The 24,185-nt window shown below is 38.1% G+C and carries 26 protein-coding genes; 13 read left to right on the top strand and 13 right to left on the bottom strand.

Going from position 1 to position 24,185, the window contains the following annotated elements; all coding sequences use genetic code 11:
* Nucleotides 1-32: 32 nt before the first annotated feature.
* Nucleotides 33-578, top strand: a complete 546-nt coding sequence (locus tag ACWICE_RS08855) for a hypothetical protein (RefSeq protein WP_454298135.1) — start codon at nt 33-35, stop codon at nt 576-578.
* Between the two features lie 426 nt (nt 579-1,004).
* The gene (locus ACWICE_RS08850; protein WP_454298134.1) at nt 1,005-1,319 is read left to right on the top strand and encodes an energy transducer TonB; all 315 of its coding nucleotides are present in this window, start codon (nt 1,005-1,007) and stop codon (nt 1,317-1,319) included.
* 19 nt (nt 1,320-1,338) lie between these two features.
* Here the strand turns inward: ACWICE_RS08850 and ACWICE_RS08845 are convergent, their stop codons facing one another.
* Together ACWICE_RS08845 and ACWICE_RS08840 are read right to left on the bottom strand one after the other, a co-directional pair.
* Nucleotides 1,339-3,537: a TlpA family protein disulfide reductase gene (locus ACWICE_RS08845; RefSeq protein WP_454298133.1), complete on the bottom strand. Its 2,199-nt coding sequence runs from the start codon at nt 3,535-3,537 to the stop codon at nt 1,339-1,341.
* 118 nt (nt 3,538-3,655) lie between these two features.
* The gene (locus tag ACWICE_RS08840; RefSeq protein ID WP_313258596.1) at nt 3,656-4,180 is read right to left on the bottom strand and encodes a DinB family protein; all 525 of its coding nucleotides are present in this window, start codon (nt 4,178-4,180) and stop codon (nt 3,656-3,658) included.
* A 167-nt stretch (nt 4,181-4,347) separates the two neighbouring features.
* Here ACWICE_RS08840 and ACWICE_RS08835 point away from each other — a divergent pair, with 167 nt between their 5' ends.
* From ACWICE_RS08835 to ACWICE_RS08825, 3 genes are all read left to right on the top strand, one after another.
* A complete protein-coding gene (locus tag ACWICE_RS08835) occupies nt 4,348-4,869 on the top strand; it encodes a hypothetical protein (RefSeq protein ID WP_454298132.1) in 522 nt (173 codons plus the stop codon).
* Between the two features lie 92 nt (nt 4,870-4,961).
* Nucleotides 4,962-5,348 (top strand): hypothetical protein, encoded by a 387-nt coding sequence (locus ACWICE_RS08830; RefSeq protein ID WP_454298131.1) that lies wholly within the window; start codon nt 4,962-4,964, stop codon nt 5,346-5,348.
* Nucleotides 5,345-5,998: a sigma-70 family RNA polymerase sigma factor gene (locus ACWICE_RS08825; protein ID WP_454298130.1), complete on the top strand. Its 654-nt coding sequence runs from the start codon at nt 5,345-5,347 to the stop codon at nt 5,996-5,998. The genes ACWICE_RS08830 and ACWICE_RS08825 overlap by 4 nt, the downstream gene beginning before the upstream one ends.
* Before the next feature lie 101 nt (nt 5,999-6,099).
* On the opposite strand, the gene ACWICE_RS08820 is transcribed toward ACWICE_RS08825, so the two are convergent.
* From ACWICE_RS08820 to ACWICE_RS08800, 5 genes are all read right to left on the bottom strand, one after another.
* Nucleotides 6,100-6,528: a hypothetical protein gene (locus ACWICE_RS08820; RefSeq protein ID WP_254528583.1), complete on the bottom strand. Its 429-nt coding sequence runs from the start codon at nt 6,526-6,528 to the stop codon at nt 6,100-6,102.
* A 143-nt stretch (nt 6,529-6,671) separates the two neighbouring features.
* Nucleotides 6,672-6,965: a hypothetical protein gene (locus ACWICE_RS08815; protein WP_185211594.1), complete on the bottom strand. Its 294-nt coding sequence runs from the start codon at nt 6,963-6,965 to the stop codon at nt 6,672-6,674.
* 7 nt (nt 6,966-6,972) lie between these two features.
* Complete coding sequence (locus tag ACWICE_RS08810; protein ID WP_454298129.1) at nt 6,973-7,590, bottom strand: M17 family peptidase N-terminal domain-containing protein; 618 nt, start codon at nt 7,588-7,590, stop codon at nt 6,973-6,975.
* A gap of 371 nt (nt 7,591-7,961) precedes the next feature.
* Nucleotides 7,962-8,588 carry a response regulator gene (locus ACWICE_RS08805; RefSeq protein ID WP_454298128.1) on the bottom strand — a complete coding sequence of 209 codons (627 nt, stop codon included), beginning with the start codon at nt 8,586-8,588 and terminating at the stop codon, nt 7,962-7,964.
* Between the two features lie 3 nt (nt 8,589-8,591).
* Nucleotides 8,592-10,442, bottom strand: coding sequence for a tetratricopeptide repeat-containing sensor histidine kinase (locus tag ACWICE_RS08800; protein WP_454298127.1), 1,851 nt, complete (start codon nt 10,440-10,442; stop codon nt 8,592-8,594).
* A gap of 238 nt (nt 10,443-10,680) precedes the next feature.
* On the opposite strand from ACWICE_RS08800, the gene ACWICE_RS08795 reads away from it, so the two are divergent.
* The 8 genes from ACWICE_RS08795 (at nt 10,681) to ACWICE_RS08760 (ending at nt 18,775) form a co-directional block, all read left to right on the top strand.
* A complete protein-coding gene (locus ACWICE_RS08795; protein WP_454298126.1) occupies nt 10,681-11,754 on the top strand; it encodes a TolB family protein in 1,074 nt (357 codons plus the stop codon).
* Between the two features lie 206 nt (nt 11,755-11,960).
* A complete protein-coding gene (locus tag ACWICE_RS08790; RefSeq protein WP_454298125.1) occupies nt 11,961-12,338 on the top strand; it encodes a hypothetical protein in 378 nt (125 codons plus the stop codon).
* A 172-nt stretch (nt 12,339-12,510) separates the two neighbouring features.
* Entirely contained in the window at nt 12,511-14,376 is a 1,866-nt protein-coding gene (locus ACWICE_RS08785; RefSeq protein WP_454298124.1) for a hypothetical protein, read from the top strand.
* A 90-nt stretch (nt 14,377-14,466) separates the two neighbouring features.
* On the top strand, nt 14,467-15,462 hold the full coding sequence (moaA, locus tag ACWICE_RS08780) for a GTP 3',8-cyclase MoaA (RefSeq protein ID WP_454298123.1): 996 nt from the start codon (nt 14,467-14,469) through the stop codon (nt 15,460-15,462).
* Between the two features lies 1 nt (nt 15,463).
* Nucleotides 15,464-16,663: a molybdopterin molybdotransferase MoeA gene (locus ACWICE_RS08775; protein WP_454298122.1), complete on the top strand. Its 1,200-nt coding sequence runs from the start codon at nt 15,464-15,466 to the stop codon at nt 16,661-16,663.
* A gap of 6 nt (nt 16,664-16,669) precedes the next feature.
* On the top strand, nt 16,670-17,146 hold the full coding sequence (gene moaC / locus ACWICE_RS08770; protein WP_454298121.1) for a cyclic pyranopterin monophosphate synthase MoaC: 477 nt from the start codon (nt 16,670-16,672) through the stop codon (nt 17,144-17,146).
* Nucleotides 17,124-17,777, top strand: a complete 654-nt coding sequence (locus ACWICE_RS08765; protein WP_454298120.1) for an NTP transferase domain-containing protein — start codon at nt 17,124-17,126, stop codon at nt 17,775-17,777. Before moaC ends, ACWICE_RS08765 begins: the two co-directional genes overlap by 23 nt.
* Complete coding sequence (locus tag ACWICE_RS08760) at nt 17,741-18,775, top strand: ThiF family adenylyltransferase (protein WP_454298119.1); 1,035 nt, start codon at nt 17,741-17,743, stop codon at nt 18,773-18,775. Before ACWICE_RS08765 ends, ACWICE_RS08760 begins: the two co-directional genes overlap by 37 nt.
* On the opposite strand, the gene ACWICE_RS08755 is transcribed toward ACWICE_RS08760, so the two are convergent.
* The 6 genes from ACWICE_RS08755 to ACWICE_RS08730 all read right to left on the bottom strand — a co-directional run bounded on the left by ACWICE_RS08755 (nt 18,776) and on the right by ACWICE_RS08730 (nt 24,184).
* On the bottom strand, nt 18,776-19,693 hold the full coding sequence (locus ACWICE_RS08755; protein WP_454298118.1) for a bestrophin family protein: 918 nt from the start codon (nt 19,691-19,693) through the stop codon (nt 18,776-18,778).
* Nucleotides 19,694-19,839: 146 nt separating this feature from the next.
* A complete protein-coding gene (locus tag ACWICE_RS08750; protein WP_454298117.1) occupies nt 19,840-22,233 on the bottom strand; it encodes an FdhF/YdeP family oxidoreductase in 2,394 nt (797 codons plus the stop codon).
* A gap of 22 nt (nt 22,234-22,255) precedes the next feature.
* A complete protein-coding gene (locus ACWICE_RS08745; protein WP_313258641.1) occupies nt 22,256-22,606 on the bottom strand; it encodes a DUF7009 family protein in 351 nt (116 codons plus the stop codon).
* Entirely contained in the window at nt 22,603-23,484 is an 882-nt protein-coding gene (gene fdhD, locus ACWICE_RS08740) for a formate dehydrogenase accessory sulfurtransferase FdhD (RefSeq protein ID WP_454298116.1), read from the bottom strand. Before fdhD ends, ACWICE_RS08745 begins: the two co-directional genes overlap by 4 nt.
* A gap of 39 nt (nt 23,485-23,523) precedes the next feature.
* Complete coding sequence (locus ACWICE_RS08735; protein ID WP_254528547.1) at nt 23,524-23,940, bottom strand: molybdenum cofactor biosynthesis protein MoaE; 417 nt, start codon at nt 23,938-23,940, stop codon at nt 23,524-23,526.
* 1 nt (nt 23,941) lies between these two features.
* Nucleotides 23,942-24,184 carry a MoaD/ThiS family protein gene (locus ACWICE_RS08730; protein ID WP_454291783.1) on the bottom strand — a complete coding sequence of 81 codons (243 nt, stop codon included), beginning with the start codon at nt 24,182-24,184 and terminating at the stop codon, nt 23,942-23,944.
* Between the last annotated feature and the right edge of the window lies 1 nt (nt 24,185).

Below are 24,185 nucleotides of genomic sequence, written 5' to 3'. Positions count from 1 at the left end.
ATCAATTAGAAACTGGACACTAATTCTACTTTATGAAAAAATTACTCATGCTATTTTTATTCTTTACATCCTCTTGTACTGGAAATATTAAAAAAGAAAAGGAAATAAATAATCTGGATACCACATTAGTACAAGAGCAACCAAACAATAAGTTTCCGCAGCGATTAACATTAGGTGGTCCTGTAGAAAATTATATGGCTTCACTTGCCAAATCCATTAAAGAGCCAAAATATTTGCAAGACTACGATTCCATTGCGGCTTACCAAAAGAATTTGTTTATCGGTAAAAAGACCTTCTTGGCTCCTGACAGCACAATACTCATAGTAATTGTGGATTATCCCATCATCGGCATGATTAAATGGAAGGAGCCAAATACAACGCAAAAGAGCTTTAATGAAAAACTTGTCAAAAGATCTTTTAAATACGGTATATTGAGAAATTCAATACTGTGTCAATTAGATTATACTATCCCTAATTTAAGCTTTACTGATGATTGCTGTTCCATTTCATATTCAAGTGGTATCCTGACTGAAAGTATAAATAAAACTAAAACAGTATATTCCGAAGTATTACCATAATAATCAATTAAGAATATTCCCTTGAGATTAATTAAGGAGGTACATCTACTAGTAGATTTTTATTTTTATATCATAAGAATACCAATGATAAACGTCAGCTTCATAATAGGTTGTGTTATTATTTTGAACTATATCCTCATGTGATAATTATTTAATTAAGAAAAATTTTTAAGGAATTTACATAAAATTTTAATCTTATTTTGATAACTTAAGGTTTTAACCAACCAAAGGAATTAATAACCTAAAAACAACTTAACCAATATGAACCCTTTAAATAAATATACTGTCCTGCTTATATTGTCCATTTGCTCTATCAGTCCCCTATTCGGAAAAACTTGGATTCAAAAATCTTTTAGTCAAGCCATCGAGAGCGTGATGATGAGGCAATATATTGAAGATTCATCTTTAAACAACAAATTTCAACCTGTGGATAAGAACGCTGTACCTACAATTGGGCCGTATGATTTTGTACAAAAAATTAATAAAAGCTATCGATTTCCAAACGACGCGATAGACCATAAAGTTGAGGGCTATGTGGAAGTAAGATTTTACATAGATGAAAATGGAAATGCCATGGACTATAAAATAGTTCATGACCTGGGCTACGGAACAGGACCTGAACTCGTAAAGAGACTAAAAACCCATGAATCATGGTTTCCAGCAAAATACAAAGGAAAAGATATAGGCGTATGGATTAATTACGTCCTATATCTAAATTTCCGTGATCTCACAATCAATTAATAATATGATCTGATTTCTTTTATAAGCTTACAAATTCCTCAACCAAGCTTTTCCAATCTTGTCCAAATTCAATTGGAATCATTTTTCCTTCAGGACTGATCAGCACCTTTGATGGATAGCCGGTAATCTTGTAATCAGTCTGTACTTTTCCATCTGAGATCAAAACGGGGAAGCTGTATTTATTCTTACTGATAAAGTTTTTAAGATCAGCTTCCTGATCATAACAAGAGATTGTCAAGATCTTTAATTTATCCTCCATAAAGGCATATTTCTTTTCATAGAGCGAGTTAAATTCAGGAAGCTCTGCGACACATGGCCCACACCATGTTCCCCAGAAGTCGATAAAGGTCCATTTGCCTTCAAAATGAGAAGGTGCAACTTCTTGACCTAACAGATCTTTCAACAAGAATGCGGGTGCATTTTCAAGTTTTGGAAAAACATCAGATTTCAAAAAACTTGAAAAGCTAGCTTTATCATAGTTCCCATGATAAAATTGCTTCAACATGGAGAAGCTCTTGGCCGGAGATTTTGCAAATTCTGAAATATACTCTTTGAGAACAGAATCCTTCCCAGAACGCTTACCCAATTCAGCTAAGTAAACCTCCGAATAGTCCTTCTTTGCCCCAGTAAAAACGTTGTCGTAGAAACTTTGGTATTCATATTCATTATTCCCTTTTGAAGATAAATCATAAGCCTTTTTCAAATATAATGCTCCCAATTCTGGATCCTTATCTTTTATTGCCTCAAACAACGAAAAATTCACAAAAGCAAGATGGGCCTTATTGATCAGCCTTTTGTCCTTGATTTTATCCTCAGCAAGGACTGCCAGCCTTTTTTCGAGTTTTTTATACTCCTCAGTATCGGTTCTGCCATTGACAATTTGTTTTTGAATCAACAAAATAATATATCGCCCAACATTTCCATCCTTCCATTCATTATCATTCAATGCAAACATTTCATCAATACCCTTTTGAATTGCTTGATTATCTGAAGATCCCTTATATGTAGACCAGACTTTCATTGGGCCAATGAAGCGCTTTTCTCGATCAGTTAATTTCGTAAAAATAGCATCCATACGGTCTATGCTACTTTGGTTATTTGATTTGACGTGTTGAGATAAACCCGATTGTAAATAATCATAAAGGTAATCATCGGTTAGCAAAGCAGTGGTTTCCAGGAAGTCTTCCATGGCCAAGCTATCTATTCTAACCTTATTGATAAGATGGTAAGTATTGACAAGGATTCTTGAAGGTGTTTTCATCAGCACCCGTTCATAATTAACGTAGTCTTTCCTGGTTTGATAGGTAGGTAATATTATTTTTAAATAATTGGGATCAGCACCAAACTGTTGCCCATAATCACTGATATATTGTTCGAATTTGACGCTATCAACTTCTTGGTTATGTCTGAAATGCTTACTTCTATAACTACCTTTTAAGATCATGGCACTAAATTGTGGATCCAGTTTTTCCACTCTTGTCCTCTCCTCTCTATTAACAACTGATAGCTGACTATATTTATAAGTATTACCATCAATAGTTGCTGTCCCAGCTGCTTTAGCGTTTTTTGCTATTACATATTTAGTTTTAGGATCAAACCTGATTTCGGAAGTTTTCAGACTGTCCTTGCTATTCGTTCTTTCAACTACCCAAGCCTTCTTATTTCTTTCTTTTATTTTATAGGTAAATGCCCCTAATTGAAATTCAGATTGCTTTAATTGCTCTGGTTTAACATGGGCAAAGTCATTGAAATAGACATCGTTAAAAAGGCTTTCATAGCTATTGCTGATTAAAAAAATCTCATCCTTTAAAAGTGTTAAATTAAATTCCTCCTTTAAATTTGTCAATTTTTGGTTGAATGCCGCAGTATCCTGGACAAGGACTTTATTCTGAAAAGTTAAAGGGTAGTTTATATAGGATTGGACAAATCCTAAAAAATTGGGTGAACTCCCTAGCCCATCAAGTAATTCAGCAGTTTTTAGCGTAGAGAAATTTACAGATTGATCCTTTAGATCAATTTCTTCCTTGCCATCCAAGCTCAATTCCAGTTGTTTTTGTTTTTCTGTATTCCTGGATTCACGAACAGAAATATAAAAAGTCGTTTGTGTGGATTGGTCATTACTGACATTCGTCTCCACAATCTTATAATGGATTGGAAATTTTTGCGCAAAAGCCACCTGGGCGAATAGGACAAAAAGGAAAATAGCAATATTCTTCATGGCATAATAATTAGTTAATTAAATATAACTCCTAAAGAGCATATTACCAAAACCTTAACCTTTTATTAACTATTGAAAAATATTGCTAGTTTATTTACCGGAATTAAGATAATTCTTATCAATAAGCAATACTATTATCCACATCATATTTCATTCCGGGATAATCCAAGATTCTACGCATCAAAGCCATCTGTCCGCATAAGTAGTCTTCTCGACCAATGCACATGCCTACAAAGTTTAATTTATCCTCCTTAATAAAGGGCACCTGCATCCCCATCTCGAACGTTTCAGCCAAAGTTGCATCATCAGCTTCCAACAAGGCTTGATAAACTTTTGGTGAAATCTGATAGAAATTATCAAGCAATTGCTCTAATGTTGGGTACTCCTTTTGTGTATCCAAGGTCTTTCCCATATAAAATAGGTCCTGATAAGGATCCTCTTCTTTTAATCCTAAGATGTTTCCCATGCTATAGCGCACATTCACATAATTTCCGGCCATCCAAACCAGATGGTTTGTCCGATTATCAATTCTCTTGAGTGCGTTCTCTTCCGAAATACCGTCCAGGACATTGATAAAGGTTTGGGTATGCATTCTATAAGCGGGGATAATGATGTTCAATTGTGCTGATTTTGCTGTATCCATGATAATTAATTTATTAGTGTATATCAAAGTTAGCCCTTACGGAAAGAGAAATACTTGTCCTATGGCAAGAATTCCCTCTCTATTAAATAATGAAATAATTCACGAATGAAGAACAACTAATATTTAGATTTAACTTTACTATAAACTTAACGGTGAACACCTGAATAATGGAAAATCTAGAACTAACCACTTTCATCTTAAAAGAAAAGAAATACAGCATCCGCGATATCAACAAGATAGATACCTCCCAATTTATCCCAATTAAAGATATTTCTCAGCTAGACCCTGACAAGTTAGACCGAGATTATATAGATGGTGTTCTGTATATGAAATTCAATGGGGAGACAATTATGGATTTCACTTTCTGGGACGATATTGTAGATCTTTGGCATTACTTTATCAATTCCCTTGAGGAAGTGATCATACAGGATGAAAGCAATTTTTCATTTCCGAGCCAGCCGCTGCCGGTTTCCATTAAAATCGTTAAGGACAGGATTCGGATGGTAATAGATGATAAATCGATCAATATGAAGGCGGACCAATTTCTGGAAGTTATGCTTCAGGAGGCCATTACATTCTTTACGGCAATGATGTCATTATTTCCAAGACAGGAAGCTGAATTCCATCAAACGATATTAAGGATTTATAAAATAAAACTTAGCTCAGAAGAAAGATTTACAGCCTATTAAAGGGGCTTTTTTCAAATATTTCAAAATTCCTTGTAACCTTTCTCGATGTCATTTACCCTAAATAAATACAAACGAATTAAAAAGGTAAAAACATGGAAAATACTATCAAAAATCACACACTGAATTCAACATACAATTTATTGAAATATGCCTTTGTCGTGGTCCCCATAGTGGCGGGAGCTGACAAATTCACTAACTTACTTACAAATTGGGAACAGTATGTCAATCCATCGATTGCTGATCTCCTCCCCTTTTCTGCAGCCTTGTTTATGAAGATTGTGGGGTTAATTGAAATAGTAGCTGGTTTAATCGTATTCAAGAAACCAGAATTAGGAGGATTTATCGTTTCGGCTTGGCTTACGTTGATCGCCCTTTCCTTATTGGCCGGATTTATCTATGTAGATGTTGCAGTTCGGGATTTGGTGATGGCCATTGCGGCATTATCCATGGCTAGATTGGCAAAAATCGTAGGACAATGATAAAAGAACATTTTGAGCAATTAACAGAGGTTGAAATCATCGATCGGGTCTTAGATGGCGACAAACCGCTTTATGAAATTATTGTAAGGCGGTTTAATACCTACCTATATAAAATTGGACGATCGTACAACTACAACCATGAAGATACCCAAGACCTGATGCAGGACACTTATATTGATGCCTTTAAGTGCTTGGCTCAATTTAAGCAAGGTTCAAGCTTCAAGACTTGGATCATCAGGATCATGCTCAACAATTGCTACAGGAAGAAAAATAAGTTCAGTTTCAAGAAAGAAACTGTCAATGAGATTATCAACGAAAATGAAATGCCTATGTTCAACTCAAACAACGATGCGCAAAAGGAGATCTTTAGCCATGAACTGGGGAAAATTATCGAAGCGTCCCTATTGAGGATTCCTGAGGACTACAGGATGGTTTTCTCCCTACGTGAAATCAATGGGTTGAATGTAGCAGAAACCTCTTCCCTACTTGACATCAGTGAAGCGAATGTAAAAGTGCGTTTAAATCGTGCAAAAGCTATGCTCAGGGCTGAAATCGAAAAAACTTATTCGCCAGAAGAACTATTTGAATTTAATCTCTGCTATTGCAATCCTTTTACGGAGAGAGTCATGAAAAAGATCCATGAGATTTAGTGCAGCTTTATTTATATATCCATATCTATTATTTGATAAAAATGCGAAGTTTTCACTTCGCATTTTTTGCCTTAATATGGAAAGGTTAAGGTCAATAGTCTTTATTGTTTTGATCCCTCGAAACTGTACATTTCCTCTCCTTCAGCAGTTACCTTTGATACAAAAGACAACGCTTTGTTAGAATTGGAATAGACTAATATTCCCTGAGGTTCTGAGCTTTCAGTCAATATCCCTCTACCGGAATTATTGTACACCTGAACTTCTTTTACTGGAAGTTTTAAGCTGCTGTTTTTTACAGTAACCTTGACCTTATTGTCACTTACTTTGCTAATTTCTAGCAGTTCATTAAATTTTTTCTCTCCACCTACGATATCAATGGTTCCTTTGAAGGTTCCGATCACTTCGTCAATACTGCCTGAACCAGTTTCTGGCTCCTTTTCATCCTTGGAACAGCTAGTAAACAACATAGTCATGCCCACAAACATCAAGCAAATGGAAAAAATAGCTTTTAAATTTTTATCTCTTTTCATATTGAATAATTAAATCTTCTGGTCCGGAAGAAAGTTTGATTGAATACATCAAAATTATCACCCGAAGAAATAAAATTCAATACCTGCAAACCGGTATAATAATACCCCTGTTTTTAGTTACCAAAAACAAATTGTCCAAATACCTATCCTTTATCATCAACAATCTTCTCATAGGTTCTTTCGCCCTTTTCATTGATCATGACCAAACCAGAGCCCCCTTCATTATTCAAAAAGAAATAACTGCTGTTTCCTTTCGGATGGCTAAATTTGATATGGGTTCCTTTGCTGTCCAGTTCTAGCACTGCAGATGGGAAATCAGGATTAGGATTCTGGAGTTTTATGGAAGGAAAACCATTTTCAACCGAGATGATCAATCTAGAAACACCTGCTGCATCTGTGATGTGCAATTCTTCGGCCTTGAGTATTTTCTTGGACATATACGATCTAATTATTGTTGATTAACTTTTGAAAATTCCCCTTGAATTTATCCGCTTTAGCATCAAAATCCGTATATCCTGCATCAAAAAACCATTTCTTGATGGAAGGAGCTTTGACCAAACCGAGTTGGTAAAATTGTTCTTGCCTATCGATACGCTCCTTTAAGGCGGAAAGCATCTGCAAGGAAAAATCTCCATCCGGCTCAATACCACTATCCAATATACTCGGTGCAATCGCTACACTTTCCAGATTTAGTTGATAAGCTAACCTAGTAGCAACACTCACCGCATCGGCACTCGTCTGTCCAGACCAATCTTCCGGTCTTCCCAAACCAATTATGAGCAATCTTTCAGATTTGATCTTCCCAAGGCTCTGGTCAATCAATAAGGTATCCAGATAATTTCCGGTAAAGGCCTTCTGATCCCTTAAAGTAAACAGTAATCCGTCCATGGCATCATTAAGATGCAACAGCCCGCCTACAGGTTTCTTTTGGTTTATTTCGTGGGAAAATAAACAGGCACAACTTAAATTAACCTCAGCCAGGGAGGCATCCCAAGTAACTAATTCTATTTCTACGGATTTGTAAGTGCCGATTTGGCTTCTTTGAACAGATGGAATTGACATAATATTTAAATCGAAAAGAAATTTTAATAATTCTGTGATTAAATTTTATAATCAAAACATTAGGTTTCCAAAAATGTTTTCCAGAAAAATAATTATTGCAAATTCATTTCTTTTTCACGATTCGTTCAGAATTAGAAATGTGTAAAAGAGAGATTCTTCGCTGCGCTCTGAATCTATTTTTTATTTTTTTAAGAATCCTTGTCATCTCGAATCGTAAGATGAGAGAACTATTTTTCTTTTTTTGTATGCCGGTAAAGAGGATTATTTGAAAAAGATTTCCCCCCCTAGGGGTTATCCGAATGACGATTCAGCCTACTACAAACATTCCACCTGGTTTTTTCCATAATCCAAGCCAAGTTCTCCAATAAAAATCATTCATCCAATCCCAAATCCTTTATCTTCTGCAGGAGATTAACGGTCTTGTTAACATTGAATTTTTGCATCAGATTCCTGCGATGGGTGTCTACCGTAAAAGGACTGACAAACATAATTTCAGCAATCTGCACCGAACTCAGTCCTTCAGAAAGGTATTTTATCACCTCCTTTTCTCGTCGGGTAATGGGTGGGAATTCCTCGGATAGGTTTACCTTCGAACTCCCCAAACTTTTTTGCGCATTCAAATCCAGGTAGACACCACCTTCATAAATATGGTTTATCGCCTTAACGATTTCGTCCATTGCCGCACTCTTAAGCAAATAGCCTGATGCACCGCCATTTAACATCCTCAAAATGATGTTCCTATCATCCAGATTGCTCAGGGCCAAGATCTGTAAATCGGGATGCTCCTGCTTCAATTTGACACAAAGATCAATGCCATTCCCATCCGGCAATTGAATGTCTAACAGTAGTACATCAGCCTCCACTTTCGAGATGATATCCCGAAGTTCTTTAGCAGAAGATGTGGAGCCTATTATTTCAATAGTATCGTGTGCGTCAAGATAACTTGTCAATCCTTGGGTAATCAAGGGATGATCATCGCAAATAACAGTTCTAATCATAATTTACAATTGACATTCAATAATTATATGTGTTCCTTCTCCAGGTTGGGAATCAATCTTCAATGTCCCTCCTATGCTCTTCAATCGGGATTCCAGATTATCCAAACCCATATTTCGCTGTATACTTTCAGGGTTAAAACCCTTTCCATTGTCTTCCGCTTCAATCATCAGGAAACCATTTTCTACTGAACATTGCAGCAATATTTTTGTTGCCTGCGCATGTCGGACCGCATTGGTGACCAATTCCTGTACAATCCTATAAATAGAGAGTTGAATATTCTTGTCCTTTATTCCCTCCAAACCCTGTCCATAATAGGAAATTGGGCTACTGCCGGATTGCATGGATTGACAAAAATGTCTAATCGCTTCATCCAATCCATTCCTTTTCAATACCGAAGGCTCTAAATTTTGGGCCGTATGCCGCAAATCGGTGATGACAGTCTCCAACTCATTGACTACAGTGGGTAGGTCATTTTGTTCCGAATCCCTAGCAATCCGTTCCACATTCATTTTCAATCCCGTTACCCTACCTAAAAGCCCATCATGAAGTTCTCTGGCCAAGCGTTTTCGTTCTTGCTCTTCCCCATCGACCAATGCCTTTGCCACATCGATTTCACGCTGTTGTTTGAGTAAGAGGGTATCCTTCATATTCCGTTTTTTCCGAGCATTCCAGGCATACCAGACCCAGAGGCCAAAAATACTGGTCAACAGGACCCCACCCAGTAAGATTGCCCTGTTCAAGATATTGCGGTTTTCGAGCAGTACGATCTCCTGTTCCTTTTCCTTTGTCCGATAACGAGTTTCCAGCTCCGCCATTTGCTTTTTAAAATCCAATGAACTCAAGCTATCACTCATTTGCTTATGCTTTCGGATAATTTGATATGCAGCTCCCATATTCCCTAATTTCGCCTCCATTTCCGCAAGGTCACTCATCAGACCTAATCGGTTCTTGGTCATGGCTGATCCTCTTGGATCGCGCAATAATTCTTCAAGCTCAACCTTCGCGGCTTGATAATTTTCAATCAAATTATATACAACAACCTTTTCATACTTTAAATAATAGAAATCCCAATAGGAATTATATTCCTGAGCCCATTCCAATCCTTTCTCGATACTTTTCAAGGCCTCCTGATAATTTTTCTGTTGAATCAGGGACCTCGACCTATTCTTGTAATATGCAGCAGCTAGTTTCTTGTCCTCCAACTTATTCAATAATTTCTCTGCTTTACCCAAAACACGGTCTCCCTTTTCTATTTCCCCCATCGCGTAGAATAAATCAAACATATTGAGATAGGTAAATAATAGGTTTCCTGACTCCTGTTCGGGTGTCCGGACCAATGAGACTGCCTTTTCAAAATAATCTAAAGCCTTCTGGTATTCTTTATTGTTATAGAATACCATCCCTACATCTGTAAAATAACTCAATAACAGATCATTATCCCCCGATTTTATGGCAAAAGGGATACAATAGGTCAAAGTGATGTCCAAAAATGATTTATCGTTATCTGCCTGCTGCTCAAGCGAACCGTAATTATGCCACAATCTTGCCCGATAGCCGTAAGCAGAAGGCTTATCTATATCCTTGAGGAATTTTTCAGCCTCCATGTAGAGCTTCTGACTTTTTGGATTGTCATAGCCATAGTAAATCCCAGCTTCATAAAAAAGATAGATTCCTCGCAAGAAATCTTTCCCTTCGACCAAAGGCTGGGCTTGCCTAAGCGTCTCAAATGCTTTTGCTGTATCGCGATAAGACCAGTAATCGGAAAGTTTTACCAAAGCAGTAAATTTCTCTTCCTTGGTTTTGGCCTGCTCGAGATTCGACTGTAATGCAGGAAGTTCCTGTCCACTCGCCATAAGATGTAGCAGAATCAAAAATAAGACGGCAATATGAACGCGAACGAAAGGCATAAGTATGCATTAAGATACATGGATTTTATCAAAAATGTTACGCTTATAATTAAAACTACTGGAAAACTAGTAGAAGGTTTTAGTCAGTTTATAGTATTGCTATAAAAATGGTCTGGATTTAACTTTGTATTAAGCTTTGAAAATTGCAAAATTAATCCGGTTTACACGAAATAAAGGACGACCCATGCTTATAAGAACAATAAAAACAATCTTCCCCTTCATCATTGCCATTATCCTTTCTTTAACTGCTTGTAGCAAAGATGACATCATGGGAAGCGATAGCAAAGCAATAAAAAACCTACCGGGAAGCATATATTGGTATTTTGCAGGTGAAGTGGGCTACATGGATTTTGGTTCAGGAAAATATAATGACAAATGGATTGGGATCGGCCCAGGAAATTCCAGGTATGATAGTTATGACATTAGTTGGGACAATAAAAAGACCCTGCTGACCATGGATGTTGAAGGTGCCTTTAATTTTACGGAAAGAAGATTTGTCCTTCGGGATAAAGGTGCAAAAATGGATTACAGTTCCCTACAGGACGGAAAAAATGTTTTTGATATCACCTATGAAGCAGATGATATTGAAATTACCGATGCCCATATTTCCCCAAATGAAAAATACCTCGTATTAGATGCTCAACATTTTGCGGATATGCCAATAACCATCATTGACGCGGCAAACGGCAATTTTATAAATTCCTGGTATGTGAAGGGGGTAAGTTTCTTGAATTATGGCATTCCTGTCTGGACTGCAGACAATACCGTCTTTTTCAGGATTGGCAATTCGGTTTATAAGAGTTCTGCGTCAGATGGTTTTAAGACCGCTCCGAATGTCTTTACCCAAAGTGGAATTAGTTCTGTTACTGTCAATCCGCAAGTTACAAAACTGGCATTCCGTAAGGATAGACACCTATGGATGTGTGATATAGATGGAAGCGACATGAAGCAGATCACGACCAGTGAATTATCAGAGGTGATCAGCTACGATGGCGAACACCGGCCTACCTTCTCCCCTGATGGAAAATACATAGCCTTTACAGGAGCGAGTAAAGGAGGAACTCCTTGGAGCGACCATGACTATGCTGATGGCTCATGGGTTGCATCTGTCGGTGGAAAATATGGATACATCGTAATCATCCCTGCCGATGGAAAAATGTATGATCTGGAGAAAAAGGATAGTGGAGCAATTTGGCTGAAACAACCTGATGCCGATTATGCAGGCGTGCCTTGCAGTGCAAATCTGATCTGGAGATAAAACAATGTATGATTCAACCTATCTAGGATAGGCTTCTCATAGTAATAAACAAAGTTTCAAAGAAGCAAACAGGCCAAATGGTCTGTTTGCTTTCTTATTTTATAAAAAAAATATATTCTCTAATCAATTATAGCCTAGAATATTCTTCATAACCTTTTTATAACATTTTAGATTTTCTTAGTTTTATAATTATCAAAACTGATAAAATGAGTACCCAAATCGTAATCATCTTTGTGCTTGCCCTGCTTGCTGTATCCATCATTGATACCTTAGGTTCAATTATCGCTTTCAGATTCAAATTCAATTACGCTTATTTCATCATCTTTTCATTTGCTATCTATTTTCTAAGTGGCTTTTTTTTATCCAGGTTTGCTTCTGCCAATACCGTACTTTTTTTATCCGGCATGGTTGGCTTTTATGATGGTACTGTTGGGGTAGAAATTGCCAAGCGCTTCAATGGATACCAAGAGCCCGATCTTAAACTTATCGAAAAAAATAAAAACATACTGGGAATAGTATCATTTTGTCTAGCTCTTATTTTTGGCGGATTAGGTAGATTCCTCTATACATTAATGGCTGGATAATCCATAGACATTTCCTAAAAATACCTACCAATAGGTATTTCCATCCATTATTTATTCCTGTAATTTAGAATAGGTTAAAATTCATTCTGCGTAAAGCAAACCTGCAATCAGTTATTACTTTCTATTACACTAATGGCAATCAAATATTGCCGACACCTAATTATTCTTTGTTATGAAAAGCCTTCTCTATCTTTTCTTGATCATTCCAATACTTTCATTAGGACAGCATCCAGTGAAACCCAATATTCAACCCACTTATGCTGATGCAGTATATCTCGCCAAATTGGAAAATCTGGTCAAAACTAAACAAGTTGAAAACTTACGCTCCTTTTCTGAGGAAATAAAGACGGTCTTAGAAAGGTATAATATCAATGAAAGAAACGCCGATCAAATACAAAACCCATTCCTGCAGGATTTACTAAATGCCATAAAGATTATACCTTCCGTGGACCAAGCGATTTCTCAGGATTCTTCTAAAGCTTTCACCGATATTGATGAGGATACTGATGTGCCAGGGAAAGCTAAGGATTTAGATCTTAAAGCTATTGCGTTAAGTACAGCTCCAGGATTTGGTTGGGAAGCAGCGGTAATCAATGGTCTTTCTACATTTATGGCGAATCGATTCAAACAGGAAGTCATTTATTATGGTTTAAATAAACTATTTGAACGGATCACAGATAAAGAAGAGGAAATATTCGATGCCTTACTCCCTGAAACTTACCAAGAAACCAAAAGGTTATATGGTCAAAAAAGTTATTACAGTGCAGATTTGATATTCCTAAGACAGGTAGTCGATAATGACCTGGGTAATATCCATAAAAGACTGGCCAGTGAAGCATATCGGGTTTTTCCAAGAATCCCTCCTCAAGGTGCGGACATCCTAAAAATTGCTGCCAATCTTCACGCTGACTTAGGTACTGGAATTTCACTCCCAGGTATATTTCAAAAATTGAACAGTGAAATCTACCATGATCAGGAAATTGCTAAAGCAGTCGCCATAAACCACCTATTATCCGAAGCCTTGCGAGATACAGTTGGAGGAACAAGTACTTGGATCAACATCAATCGACTTAATTTCTCTGACCCCAACAATAAAACAAAAAGATATTTTATCGGCCTGCTAAATGAACAATTTAAACCCTATTCCAACAATTATGACATCAACCAATTTGAGAACTCAATAAAACAATTACTGTTCTATTTTGATGAGCTAAATGCCGCAAGCCAGTTTATTGCCAAAAACAATTATTACCTCAATACCGAACAGGGTCTGACACTATTAGGTATGCTCCAATCCTCATTTTCAACATTCTTGAAATCAGGCACTGCAGAACGTGTTTTCAATTTAAACAAAGAATATCTCGCCTTCTTCTCAAATTATCAGGACTTCGCTTCCTCCTTGGTGCGACGAGATTATCAAAAAGCACTGGTGAGCATTTTAAGCCAAATGAGAGATTTCCTACCTGTCGATAAAGAAAATACCTATAGAAGATCATTGATCTTTATGGTTCAACTTGCGGAAGTCGAAGCAGATAAAGACATGGAAAAACTATTGGAAGCCTATGCCCTACCTATTGGAGGCAGCTCCATCAAAAGAAATAGCAATTTTAACATCAGTTTGAATGGATATGTCGGATTAACAGCAGGAAAAGAGGTTGCATATGGTTCTGAAAATCAAACAAAAACCAATATTGGACTTGCAGCTCCCATCGGCGTATCGGTCAGTTTTAAAAATTATATCACTTTCTTTGCGAGCATTATTGATCTAGGAACGTTAGTAAATGTTCGTTTGAACAATGACACTACTTTTTATTCAAACCTAAAATTTGAACATTTCCTTGCTCCAGGTGTAGGGTTCTATATTAATCATAAATCTTCTCCCCTAACCTTTGGGGTACATTATAATTATATACCAAGCCTAAGAACCATCAAGATCGGCAATGGAGAAGCTGCTATCACGGAAGAGCATATTTCTGTCTCCAGATTCAATGTTTCTGTATTGGTAGATATTCCATTGTACACACTTTTTAATAAATAAAATTAACCATAGGATATTTATTCCCACAATCTATCCCCAAATTGCCTTAATTCCTATTAAAACATTAAGTATATTTGGTAGAGGACATCTATGAAGGATATGTTGAAGGATAAATTTGGGCGAACTATTAATTATTTACGGCTTGCTGTTGTTGACCGATGTAATCTACGTTGCACCTACTGTATGCCCGAAAATGGCCTTCCTTGGATCAAGCAAAATGAATTGATGACAGATGATGAAATAATCAGACTTTGCAACATCTTCACTCAACTTGGCGTAGATAAGATCCGTATTACCGGTGGTGAACCTTTTGTAAGGAAAAACTGCATGGAATTGATCCTTAGAATTTCCCAAATTAACAAGCTCAACGAATTAAGCATCACAACCAATGGTATCTTGACCGAACCTTTTATCCCGCAGCTAAAAGCTGCTGGAATCAAATCTGTCAACCTTAGCTTAGATACCTTAGACGAGAATAGATTCTTCAAAATTACCCGTAGAAATGAATTTTGGCAAGTCATGAAAACCATGGAAAGCCTGCTCTCAAACAATATTCAAGTAAAGATCAATTGCGTTGTAATGGACGGTCAAAATATTGAAGACATCATTCCATTGGTCAACTTGGGCAAGACCCTCCCAATTGCTGTCAGATTCATTGAAGAAATGCCTTTCAATGGTGATAATAAAGAGATTTCCCTAAAATGGAACCAGCATAATATATACCAGCATATCCAAGAACACTTTGGAGAAATAAATAAACTACAAGACCCAATAAGTTCCACCTCCTACAATTATAAAATACCTGGATTTAAAGGGGAATTTGGAATCATAGCAGCTTATTCCCGTAGCTTCTGCGGGGATTGCAACCGAGGACGCATTAGCCCATTAGGGGTTCTGAAAACCTGTCTATATGAAGGTGGGGGAATAAACTTAAAAGATGAAATGCGATTGGGAAAAACAGATATGGAACTAAAAGAATTAATCATACAAAGTGTACAGCATAAACCTAAAGATGGTTGGGAAGCTGAAAAAATTAGTTTAGATCCCAATACTATTCATCAATCAATGGCAACAATTGGAGGATAAAATGGAAATGATTACCGTTGCGCAAGCTGAACAGATTATCCTTTCTGAAAAAAGGGATTTTGGAGTAGAATCGATCCTTCTGCTGGATGCTTTAGGAAGGGTACTCGCTGAAGAACTGATAGCGGATCGCGATTTACCTCCATTTGACCGAGCAACGGTTGATGGAATAGCAATCAATACTAAAGCTTTCTCTGCTGGAGTTCTGAAGTTTACAATCCAAGCTGTTCAAGCTGCTGGAGAACATCCTATTTCGATTGCATCCATAGACTCCTGTATTGAGATCATGACGGGAGCAGCCCTAGACCCTTCAATGGACAGTATTATCCGTTATGAAGATGTAAGCATTGAGAATGGCTATGCAGTCATCAATATTGAAGTTAAAAAAGGACAAAATATTCATGTAAAGGCTAAGGATAAAGCACAAGGTGAAGTCCTTGTGCAAGCCGGAAAAATTATTGGCGCAGCTATCATGGGAATTGCTGCATCTATCGGAAAAACTGAAGTCTTGGTAAAAAAACTACCCAGAATCGCCATTATTTCTACTGGTGACGAAATGGTACCCATTGATTCAATTCCAAAGCCATATCAATTGAGACGGTCCAATGGCATCAGTATACAATCTGCATTGAAAAAATATCAGATTTCGGCGGATGCCTACCATCTCGACGATCATTTCGATGAAATCAAAGCAAAACTTGCTGAGTACCTCGTTCATTACGATGTACTGGTCATGACTGGTGGCGTTTCGATGGGAAAATATGATTTTCTACCAAAAGTTTGCTCCGCATTAGGCGTAACACAACTCTTCCACAAAATCAAACAGCGACCTGGTAAACCTTTTTGGTTCGGAAAGGATAAAAACGATAAACTGCTATTTGCATTCCCAGGCAATCCAGTTTCTGTATTTATGTGCCTTAATCGCTATTTGATTCCCTGGTTGGAGGCTTCATTGAATATAGAAGAATCTACTCCACAGTTTGCTATCTTACAAAATGACATTCAGTTTTCAATTGCATTACAATATTTTGCTCAGGTAAAACTGAAAGTGAATAATTTGGGACAGTTAACGGCAGAATCCGTGGACAGCAATGGTTCTGGAGACTTTTCACATCTCGCCGAAACTAATGCCTTTATAGAACTTCCCTTAGAAAAAAACAGTTTTAATAAGGGTGAAGTTTATCAAGTATGGACCTATAAATAGTATAGAATGACCGATTTTTCGCATATCAATAAAAACCAACAACCCAGCATCGTCAATGTCATGGATAAAAAGATATCTCAAAGACGTGCGACGGCCAAAGCAAGCATTGAACTTCCTCCATTAGTTATGCAGAAACTGACCGAAGAGAACTTCAATACCGCTAAAGGTTCCATTATCCACACCGCTATTATTGCGGGAATTATGGCTGCTAAAAAGACTGGAGAACTTATTCCATTATGTCATCCCATTGGTCTGGAGAATTGTGAAGTTGAAATAAAATTCAACGGTAACAGTCTTGACATATATGCCATAGCAGAGGTAGAAGCAAAAACTGGGGTTGAAATGGAGGCAATGACTGCGGTTTCCATTGCTGCATTGACCATTTATGATATGTGCAAAGCCCTCAGCCATGATATTATCATTCGAGAAATTAAACTGATTGAAAAAACAGGAGGAAAAAATGACTTCAAAAGGTCAGAATAAGGTAGCAGAAATCTATGGTCTGGTCCTCGCAGGAGGGAAAAGCCGTAGAATGGGAAAACCCAAAGATCTAATCCATTGGCATGGCAAGGAACAAAGATACTATGCTGCCGATCTGCTAGCAGGATTCTGTGATCAGGTCTTTATTTCCTGCCGTCAAGATCAAACCCAAGACTTTGACCCAAATTACCAGGCATTGACAGATACTTTCCTCAATATGGGCCCCTTTGGCGGTATCCTTTCAGCATTTCATGCCCATCGCGACAAAGCTTGGCTGGTTGTAGCTTGTGACCTGCCTTTGTTGGACAAAGACTCCCTAACCAAGCTAATGCAATCACGCGACTCTAATAAATTAGCGACAACCTATAAAAGCCCATTTGACGGTCTTCCAGAACCTTTGATAAGTATCTGGGAGCCAAAAAGCTATCCCTTACTGTTGAGCTTTCTAGCAAATGGCATTACCTGCCCTAGGAAAGTCCTGATCCATTCGGATTGCTTGATCTTAGACCCTATCAATCCTGATGCTTTAATGAATGTGAACAGTCCTGAGGATGCAGAAATAGCTGACAAAGCGCTTCAAGAACAAAAAAACTATAGATGGAACCTAATTTCGAAAGATATCAATGTCAAATAGCTTTACCAGGATTTGGTAATACAGGGCAGCAATTGCTCCAAAATGCCAAAGTCCTTATTGTCGGAATGGGTGGTTTGGGTTGCCCTGCAGCCCAATATCTTGCTGCCTCCGGTATTGGAACCTTAGGATTGGTTGATGATGATATCATTTCACTATCCAATCTACACCGGCAAGTCTTATATGGACCACAAGATATCGATAATTGGAAAGTAGAAGTTGCATCAGAGCGACTTAAATTGCAGAACCCTGAGATCAATATTATCTCCTACCCAATCCGCTTGACCTCCAATAATATCATGGACCTCATCAAAGAATACGACCTGATCTTGGAAGGAACCGATAACCTAGAAAGCAAATGCCTCATCAATGACGCTTGTGTATTAGCTGGCAAACCATTGGTTTATGCTGCAATTTACCAATATGAAGGTCAAGTAAGTATATGGAATGTTAAACTTCAGGATGGAACCTATTCCACGAATTACAGGGATGTTTACCATGATATTGAAAACACAGTGGTGCCAAATTGTAGAGAAGGCGGTGTCATCCCCAGCTTAGCTGGAATTGTTGGTTGTATGCAAGCCAATGAAGCTATAAAGTACCTCACTGGAATGCCAGATATTCTGGCTGGAAAATTATGGATCATGGATACCTCAACAGGCAGATCTAGGATCATTAAACTAAAAAAATCAAATATTCAGATCAAGGGTTTACCGGAAAGCAATCCAACTATTGCTTTAGAGGAATATAACCTCCATCCCGATAAATTCGTCCTGTACGATGTAAGAGAACCAGATGAGCACGAAGAATTTAATATTGGTGGCATAAACCTTCCATTGAATGATTTGCATCAACACCTAAAGGAATTTGCAGCTATCGATGCTGAGGTGATTCTGTATTGTATGTCCGGAAAAAGAAGTAAAATAGCTGCCCGTATAATCAAGAAAGCTTTTCCAGACTTAAAAGTCTACTCCCTAAAAAACGGTCTATTAGACTTGTAGTTAGTCAATAATTTCTTGATACGGTTTTGGTTTCCTTGTATTCGGTAGCCCAACAAGCTCCTCAATGGTCTCTTCGATCATTTCACTCATGTTATTGAGTGCCAAATCATTCGCTTCCGCACCAAATGGTTCTTCAATTTCATCGGCTATGGCCTCAAATGCCACAAAAGTATAGGCAATAAATACCACGATTAATGGCATAAACCATCCCAATGAGTCCACTAAGCCAAATGGTAACATGGCGCAATAAATATAAACCGTCCGGTGAAGTAAGACGCTGTAACTATAGGGCAAAGGTGTCGAGATAATCCGCTCACAGCCCCCTAGAATATCAGAAAGCTTATCGAGGTTCTCATCCATTCTTGCCTGTTGAATGGAATCCATCCTCCCTTCCAACTTTGCTTGTTGCAGTTGCTCAGCCATGATCCGCATTATGCTGACTGGCTTATACATACTGGACATGACAAGCTCCAAGCTTTTTGGATCTAACCTTTTCTCCATATCATCTCTTGGATCGGTCCCTCGAAGTTGATGCTTCAAAGCAAAAACAAAAGCACTGATCAAACGGATAAATCCAACCACGAAAGTCTTGTTTTTCTCGCCATTATTTAAGGTCAAAATCTGCCTAGCCAAAGAACGTGAAGTATTTAACAAGGCTCCCCATAATTTTCGGCCTTCCCAAAAACGTTCATAGCTAGCATTATTTCGGAAACCCAGAAATAGAGCCAAAACAAAACCAAATAAAGTCAATGGGGCTGGATTTAAGGGAACTTTAAAATCCAGAACGGTTCCATGGAAATAGGCAACCAAAACAGAAAAGACCAAAAGTAACAATAGTCTGGGCACCAATGCAGGTAATACCGAACCATGCCAAACAAAAAGCATCTTGAACCAATGCTCCTTCTTTCTAATAATCATATTATTTTAAATCTTAGCAGAATTAAATCAGCGTTCCAAATACAGGGAATCATTCTTGCACCTGAATTTTGCTGGAATCTCATTTGCCAAAGGTAGGCTTAATCTGAGCTACTATACAATAAATTTCCTTTTAATATAATCCCCAATTATGGCCTTTGAATAGCACCTTGATACAACATTTGATCAACTTTTTTGTAAACTGCTGGATCGTGTGGCTTAATTTTGATTTTCACATATTTCGATGCTGGCATGTTACTCTCTTTAACCACGTTATTTACCGAAACAAGCACATTGGTCTCCGGAAAATAGGTTACCGTATTCTTTTCAGGAATCTGATAGGAAACAATAATGAATAATGGTGCAACTCGCTCTATTCCATCATCAAAATTATATAGATCCACTTTATCTCCAGCTTTGAAGCCAGCTTTATCAATATCCTTCTGGTTCATAAAAATAACCCTTCGCTCATTTTTGATGCCACGATAACGATCATCTAATCCATAAATTGTCGTATTGAATTGATCATGGGTCCTGGTCGTTGCCATCATATACTCATCATCAGCCAAGGTATTATCCGGAACCTCGGTTAAAGTAAATGGCGCCTTACCCTCTAATTTCTTAGAGAAGTATTGTTTATCGCGTGCCTCATTAGGTAAATAAAAACCTCCTTTTTCACGAACGCGAACATTGTAATTATCAAAACCCGGAATACATTGTTCTATATCATCCCTGACCGCATCATAACTGTCATGATATCTTTTCCAATTTACCACGGAACGATCTCCTAAAGTCTCCATTGCCATTCTACATACGATCTGGGTCTCATTGATCAGATTATCCGAGACCGCATCCAACATTCCTTTCGACTGTTGAACGACACCCATAGAGTTTTCAGTAGAAATAATCTGAAGCTCTCCATTCACTATATCTTTGTCGCTTCGACCATATGTTGGCAATATAATGGCTTCTTTTCCATGCACCAAATGCCCTCTATTGAGCTTGGTGGACACACTGACCAAAAGATTAAGCTTGCGCAGGGCATTGGCCGTATATGTCGTATCAGGTGTAGCGGATAGAAAATTCCCGCCCATGCAGAACATAAATTTTATTTTTTCTTCATGCATAGCCTTAATGGCCCGCACCACATCATAGCCATGTTTTCTAGGTACCTGAAACCCATAGAAATTCTCAATTCTATCCAACTGTTCATTTGATGGTTTTTCATCAATCAACATGGTCCTATTTCCTTGCACATTACTGTGTCCGCGTACGGGACAAACACCAGCTCCTGGAATACCGATGCTTCCTTTCAACAACAGGATATTTAGGATCTCACGAATCATATCTACCCCATTAGGTTGTTGGGTCAGCCCCATTCCCCAGCTGATAATAATGCGTTTCTTGAAGGCAATCATTGCTGCGGCCTCATAGATCAGGTCCTTGTCGACAGCAGCTTCTTTAGCTAGCTCATCCAGATCAAGATCATTGAACTGTTGCAGGAACTCATTAAATCCAACCGTCTTATTTTCAATAAATTGTTCATCAAACACCGAACCTGGATTCTTCTTTTCAAAATCTATCAAGAGCATTTCGATGGCCTTTAGGAGAGCCATATCACCATTGATCTTAACAGGTAAATAAAGATCAGCAAGCTTAACTCCACCTTCCAAAACGCCAAGCACACTTTGCGGATCAACAAAACCCATCAGACCGGCTTCAGGTAAAGGATTGATGGCAATGATCTTTGCTCCATTCTTTTTCCCTTTGGCAAGGGCACTCATCATTCGAGGTGCATTCGTCCCAGGGTTTTGACCGATGATGACTATAACATCTGTATCATAAAAATCCTCTAAGGTCACTGTCCCTTTTCCAATTCCGATAGTAGGTCTTAAGGCCGAACCCGAAGTTTCATGGCACATATTGGAACAGTCAGGCATATTATTGGTCCCGAATTCCTTGGCAAATAATTGGTAGACAAAGGAAGCCTCGTTACTCGTTCTTCCAGAAGTATAAAATGCTGCTTGATCGGGTGATTCCAGTGCATTTAAATGGGATGCAATCTTTTTAAAAGCATCATTCCAGCTGATGGGTTGATAATGAGTTGCCCCTTCTGGTAAATACATCGGATCGGTTAACCTGCCCATCTTCCCTATTTGGTAATCATCCAATTTGGCTAGATCAGCAACTGAATTTTCCTTAAAAAACTGTGGCGTAACACGCTTACTCGTGGCTTCTTCTGCCACTGCTTTTGCTCCATTCTCACAGTATTCACCAAGCACCGAACGTTCATCATCTGGATCAGGCCAGGCACAGCTCGGACAGTCAAAACCTTCCATCTGATTTACCTTGAATAAGGCTCGACCAGCACGGACTACGGCTTTCTCCTCAAATAAATCACTGAATACTGCCAAAACCGCCGGAATACCAGCCGCTTTTTTCTCAACTGGAGTCAATTTTAAATCCAATAACCTAAAGGGATTTTCCGCACTTGGTTCTGATTTAATTTCTTGCTCAATCAATTTTTTATCTCGTTCTTCCATAGCCATGTGATTTTCAAGTGGGTTAACACTTCATGTTAGGGTTTGGATAATTATCGCTTTGGTCTTCCATAGTATTGTCCAAACACACAAAATCTTTTTCTAATAACAACTTTACTTTTCCCGTAAGGCCCTCAAATCCTACGACATCCGTCGAATACATTTGTTCAAGCAGATTAGCAGGGATTTTCAAGGTGATTTTATTTTCTACAAACTCTACGGATAATTCCGGCACATCCGCTCTTTCCACAGCATAAACAAATGCTTGTTCCAAGAATTCCGTCCTACTTGAAATATTCCCATCTTGGTATAGTGCATTTACTTCCGATTGTGTCAAACGAATCCGTACAGAATTATCTTTTATCCTAATTTTCATGATAAATTATTAATAGTCAAATTTGCTCCCTGATGATAGATATTAAACCTATTTTTACCTAGGAAACCCAACAAACTAACTTCAAACTCTTTAGCGAGCTTGATCGCAAGACTGGATGGTGCACCAATAGCTGCAATAAAGGAAATACCCGCCATCGCAGCTTTTTGAACCAATTCAAAACTGGCCCGACCACTCAAGACCAAAATCCTATTCCTTAATGGCAATTGATTTTCCAAAAGGAAATAACCAATCAGTTTATCCAAAGCATTATGCCTACCTACATCTTCTCTAAGCCCTAATAGATTAGCTTCTAAGTCGAAAATACCAGAAGCATGTATACCTCCCGTTGAACTGAAATTATCCTGAAAGACCCTAAGCTTTTCAGATAATTGGTATAATACCTCCAGATCGATTTTCAGCTCTTCCTTTTCCATCTCTTGAAAAGAACTAACCGTCCGGATTGACTCAATGGAACCCTTTCCACATACCCCGCAACTTGAGGTCGTATAAAAGTTTCTATCCACATTCATTAATTCCGGCGTAAACCCTGATACAAGTTCAACAACAATACTGTTCTCATTGTTTCTGGAACAATCGGTTTTAGCATGTTCAATGTGTTTGATTTGGCCAAGCTCAGAAATAATCCCTTCGGTAAACAAGAACCCTGCAGCAAGTTCCATATCATTTCCTGGAGTCCGCATGGTAACAGAAAGATTCTTGATTTTCTTTTCATAATCATTCCCATACCGAACCTTGATTTCTAATGGTTCCTCCACCGAAACTTCATCCGTCATGGCATGACTGCTGTTTTCCTTGACCTTTATGATATCAAGTTTCTCTATGGAATTGTTTTTCAAGGCTTCTTCCTTCATCAGCATACAATCTTATCTATTAAATATACTAAATATATCCGCTACCTAAGGATGCGCAGATACCCATTCTTCCCCATTTTCAAAGACTTCCTTTTTCCAAATGGGCACCGTTTTTTTTAAGGTATCTATAATGAATCGGCAAGCATCAAAAACTGAATCCCGATGCCCATCGTTGACTACAATGATCACTGCAACATCTCCAGGATATAAAATCCCGACCCGATGTTGGATAACTACGTTCCTTACTGCAAATCTGGAAATGGCTTCCTCGGCTATCTTTCGCATTTCTTTTAGCGCCATGGCTTCATAACATTCAAATTCTAGTCGAATGACTGGTTTCCCCTTGGTATTGTTTCGCACAGAACCAATAAATGAAGCAGCCCCACCACTCTCCAGATCCTTGGAAATTGCCAAACAATGAACAATATCAAGTACGTCAGCTGATATCTTAATTTCTACCATCTTAGCCTCCACTTACTGGTGGAATCAATGCGATTTCATCTCCACTGTTAATTATCTGCGTATCCTCTGCATACTCCTCATTAATAGCAAGCATATAAGATTTAAGTTTCGCCAATGGAGGGTATTTTTCCTCTAACAAAACCCTTAACCCTCTGACATATAGCACATCATTCACTTCCAAGTGAATCTCCGATGAGCCAAAAATTTCTTTTGCTATCCCAAAACCCAGCACTGTAATCTTCATT

It is taken from the genome of Sphingobacterium sp. NPDC055346 (assembly GCF_053645235.1).
The sequence above is the reverse complement of the archived record's forward strand: the minus strand, read 5'-3'. Positions and strand labels throughout refer to the sequence as shown.

Coding starts and splice junctions, on each gene's coding strand:
- ACWICE_RS08840 (WP_313258596.1), bottom strand. CDS start 4,180: ATGGATACAGCAAAATCAGCACAATTGAACATCATTATCCCCGCTTAT.
- ACWICE_RS08775 (WP_454298122.1), top strand. CDS start 15,464: ATGGAAATGATTACCGTTGCGCAAGCTGAACAGATTATCCTTTCTGAA.
- ACWICE_RS08765 (WP_454298120.1), top strand. CDS start 17,124: ATGACTTCAAAAGGTCAGAATAAGGTAGCAGAAATCTATGGTCTGGTC.
- ACWICE_RS08815 (WP_185211594.1), bottom strand. CDS start 6,965: ATGTCCAAGAAAATACTCAAGGCCGAAGAATTGCACATCACAGATGCA.
- ACWICE_RS08800 (WP_454298127.1), bottom strand. CDS start 10,442: ATGGCGAGTGGACAGGAACTTCCTGCATTACAGTCGAATCTCGAGCAG.
- ACWICE_RS08760 (WP_454298119.1), top strand. CDS start 17,741: ATGGAACCTAATTTCGAAAGATATCAATGTCAAATAGCTTTACCAGGA.
- ACWICE_RS08750 (WP_454298117.1), bottom strand. CDS start 22,233: ATGGAAGAACGAGATAAAAAATTGATTGAGCAAGAAATTAAATCAGAA.
- moaC (WP_454298121.1), top strand. CDS start 16,670: ATGACCGATTTTTCGCATATCAATAAAAACCAACAACCCAGCATCGTC.
- ACWICE_RS08830 (WP_454298131.1), top strand. CDS start 4,962: ATGGAAAATACTATCAAAAATCACACACTGAATTCAACATACAATTTA.
- ACWICE_RS08845 (WP_454298133.1), bottom strand. CDS start 3,537: ATGAAGAATATTGCTATTTTCCTTTTTGTCCTATTCGCCCAGGTGGCT.
- ACWICE_RS08730 (WP_454291783.1), bottom strand. CDS start 24,184: ATGAAGATTACAGTGCTGGGTTTTGGGATAGCAAAAGAAATTTTTGGC.
- ACWICE_RS08835 (WP_454298132.1), top strand. CDS start 4,348: ATGGAAAATCTAGAACTAACCACTTTCATCTTAAAAGAAAAGAAATAC.
- ACWICE_RS08805 (WP_454298128.1), bottom strand. CDS start 8,588: ATGATTAGAACTGTTATTTGCGATGATCATCCCTTGATTACCCAAGGA.
- ACWICE_RS08790 (WP_454298125.1), top strand. CDS start 11,961: ATGAGTACCCAAATCGTAATCATCTTTGTGCTTGCCCTGCTTGCTGTA.
- ACWICE_RS08745 (WP_313258641.1), bottom strand. CDS start 22,606: ATGAAAATTAGGATAAAAGATAATTCTGTACGGATTCGTTTGACACAA.
- ACWICE_RS08785 (WP_454298124.1), top strand. CDS start 12,511: ATGAAAAGCCTTCTCTATCTTTTCTTGATCATTCCAATACTTTCATTA.
- moaA (WP_454298123.1), top strand. CDS start 14,467: ATGAAGGATATGTTGAAGGATAAATTTGGGCGAACTATTAATTATTTA.
- ACWICE_RS08825 (WP_454298130.1), top strand. CDS start 5,345: ATGATAAAAGAACATTTTGAGCAATTAACAGAGGTTGAAATCATCGAT.
- ACWICE_RS08820 (WP_254528583.1), bottom strand. CDS start 6,528: ATGAAAAGAGATAAAAATTTAAAAGCTATTTTTTCCATTTGCTTGATG.
- ACWICE_RS08795 (WP_454298126.1), top strand. CDS start 10,681: ATGCTTATAAGAACAATAAAAACAATCTTCCCCTTCATCATTGCCATT.
- ACWICE_RS08855 (WP_454298135.1), top strand. CDS start 33: ATGAAAAAATTACTCATGCTATTTTTATTCTTTACATCCTCTTGTACT.
- ACWICE_RS08810 (WP_454298129.1), bottom strand. CDS start 7,590: ATGTCAATTCCATCTGTTCAAAGAAGCCAAATCGGCACTTACAAATCC.
- ACWICE_RS08735 (WP_254528547.1), bottom strand. CDS start 23,940: ATGGTAGAAATTAAGATATCAGCTGACGTACTTGATATTGTTCATTGT.
- fdhD (WP_454298116.1), bottom strand. CDS start 23,484: ATGCTGATGAAGGAAGAAGCCTTGAAAAACAATTCCATAGAGAAACTT.
- ACWICE_RS08755 (WP_454298118.1), bottom strand. CDS start 19,693: ATGATTATTAGAAAGAAGGAGCATTGGTTCAAGATGCTTTTTGTTTGG.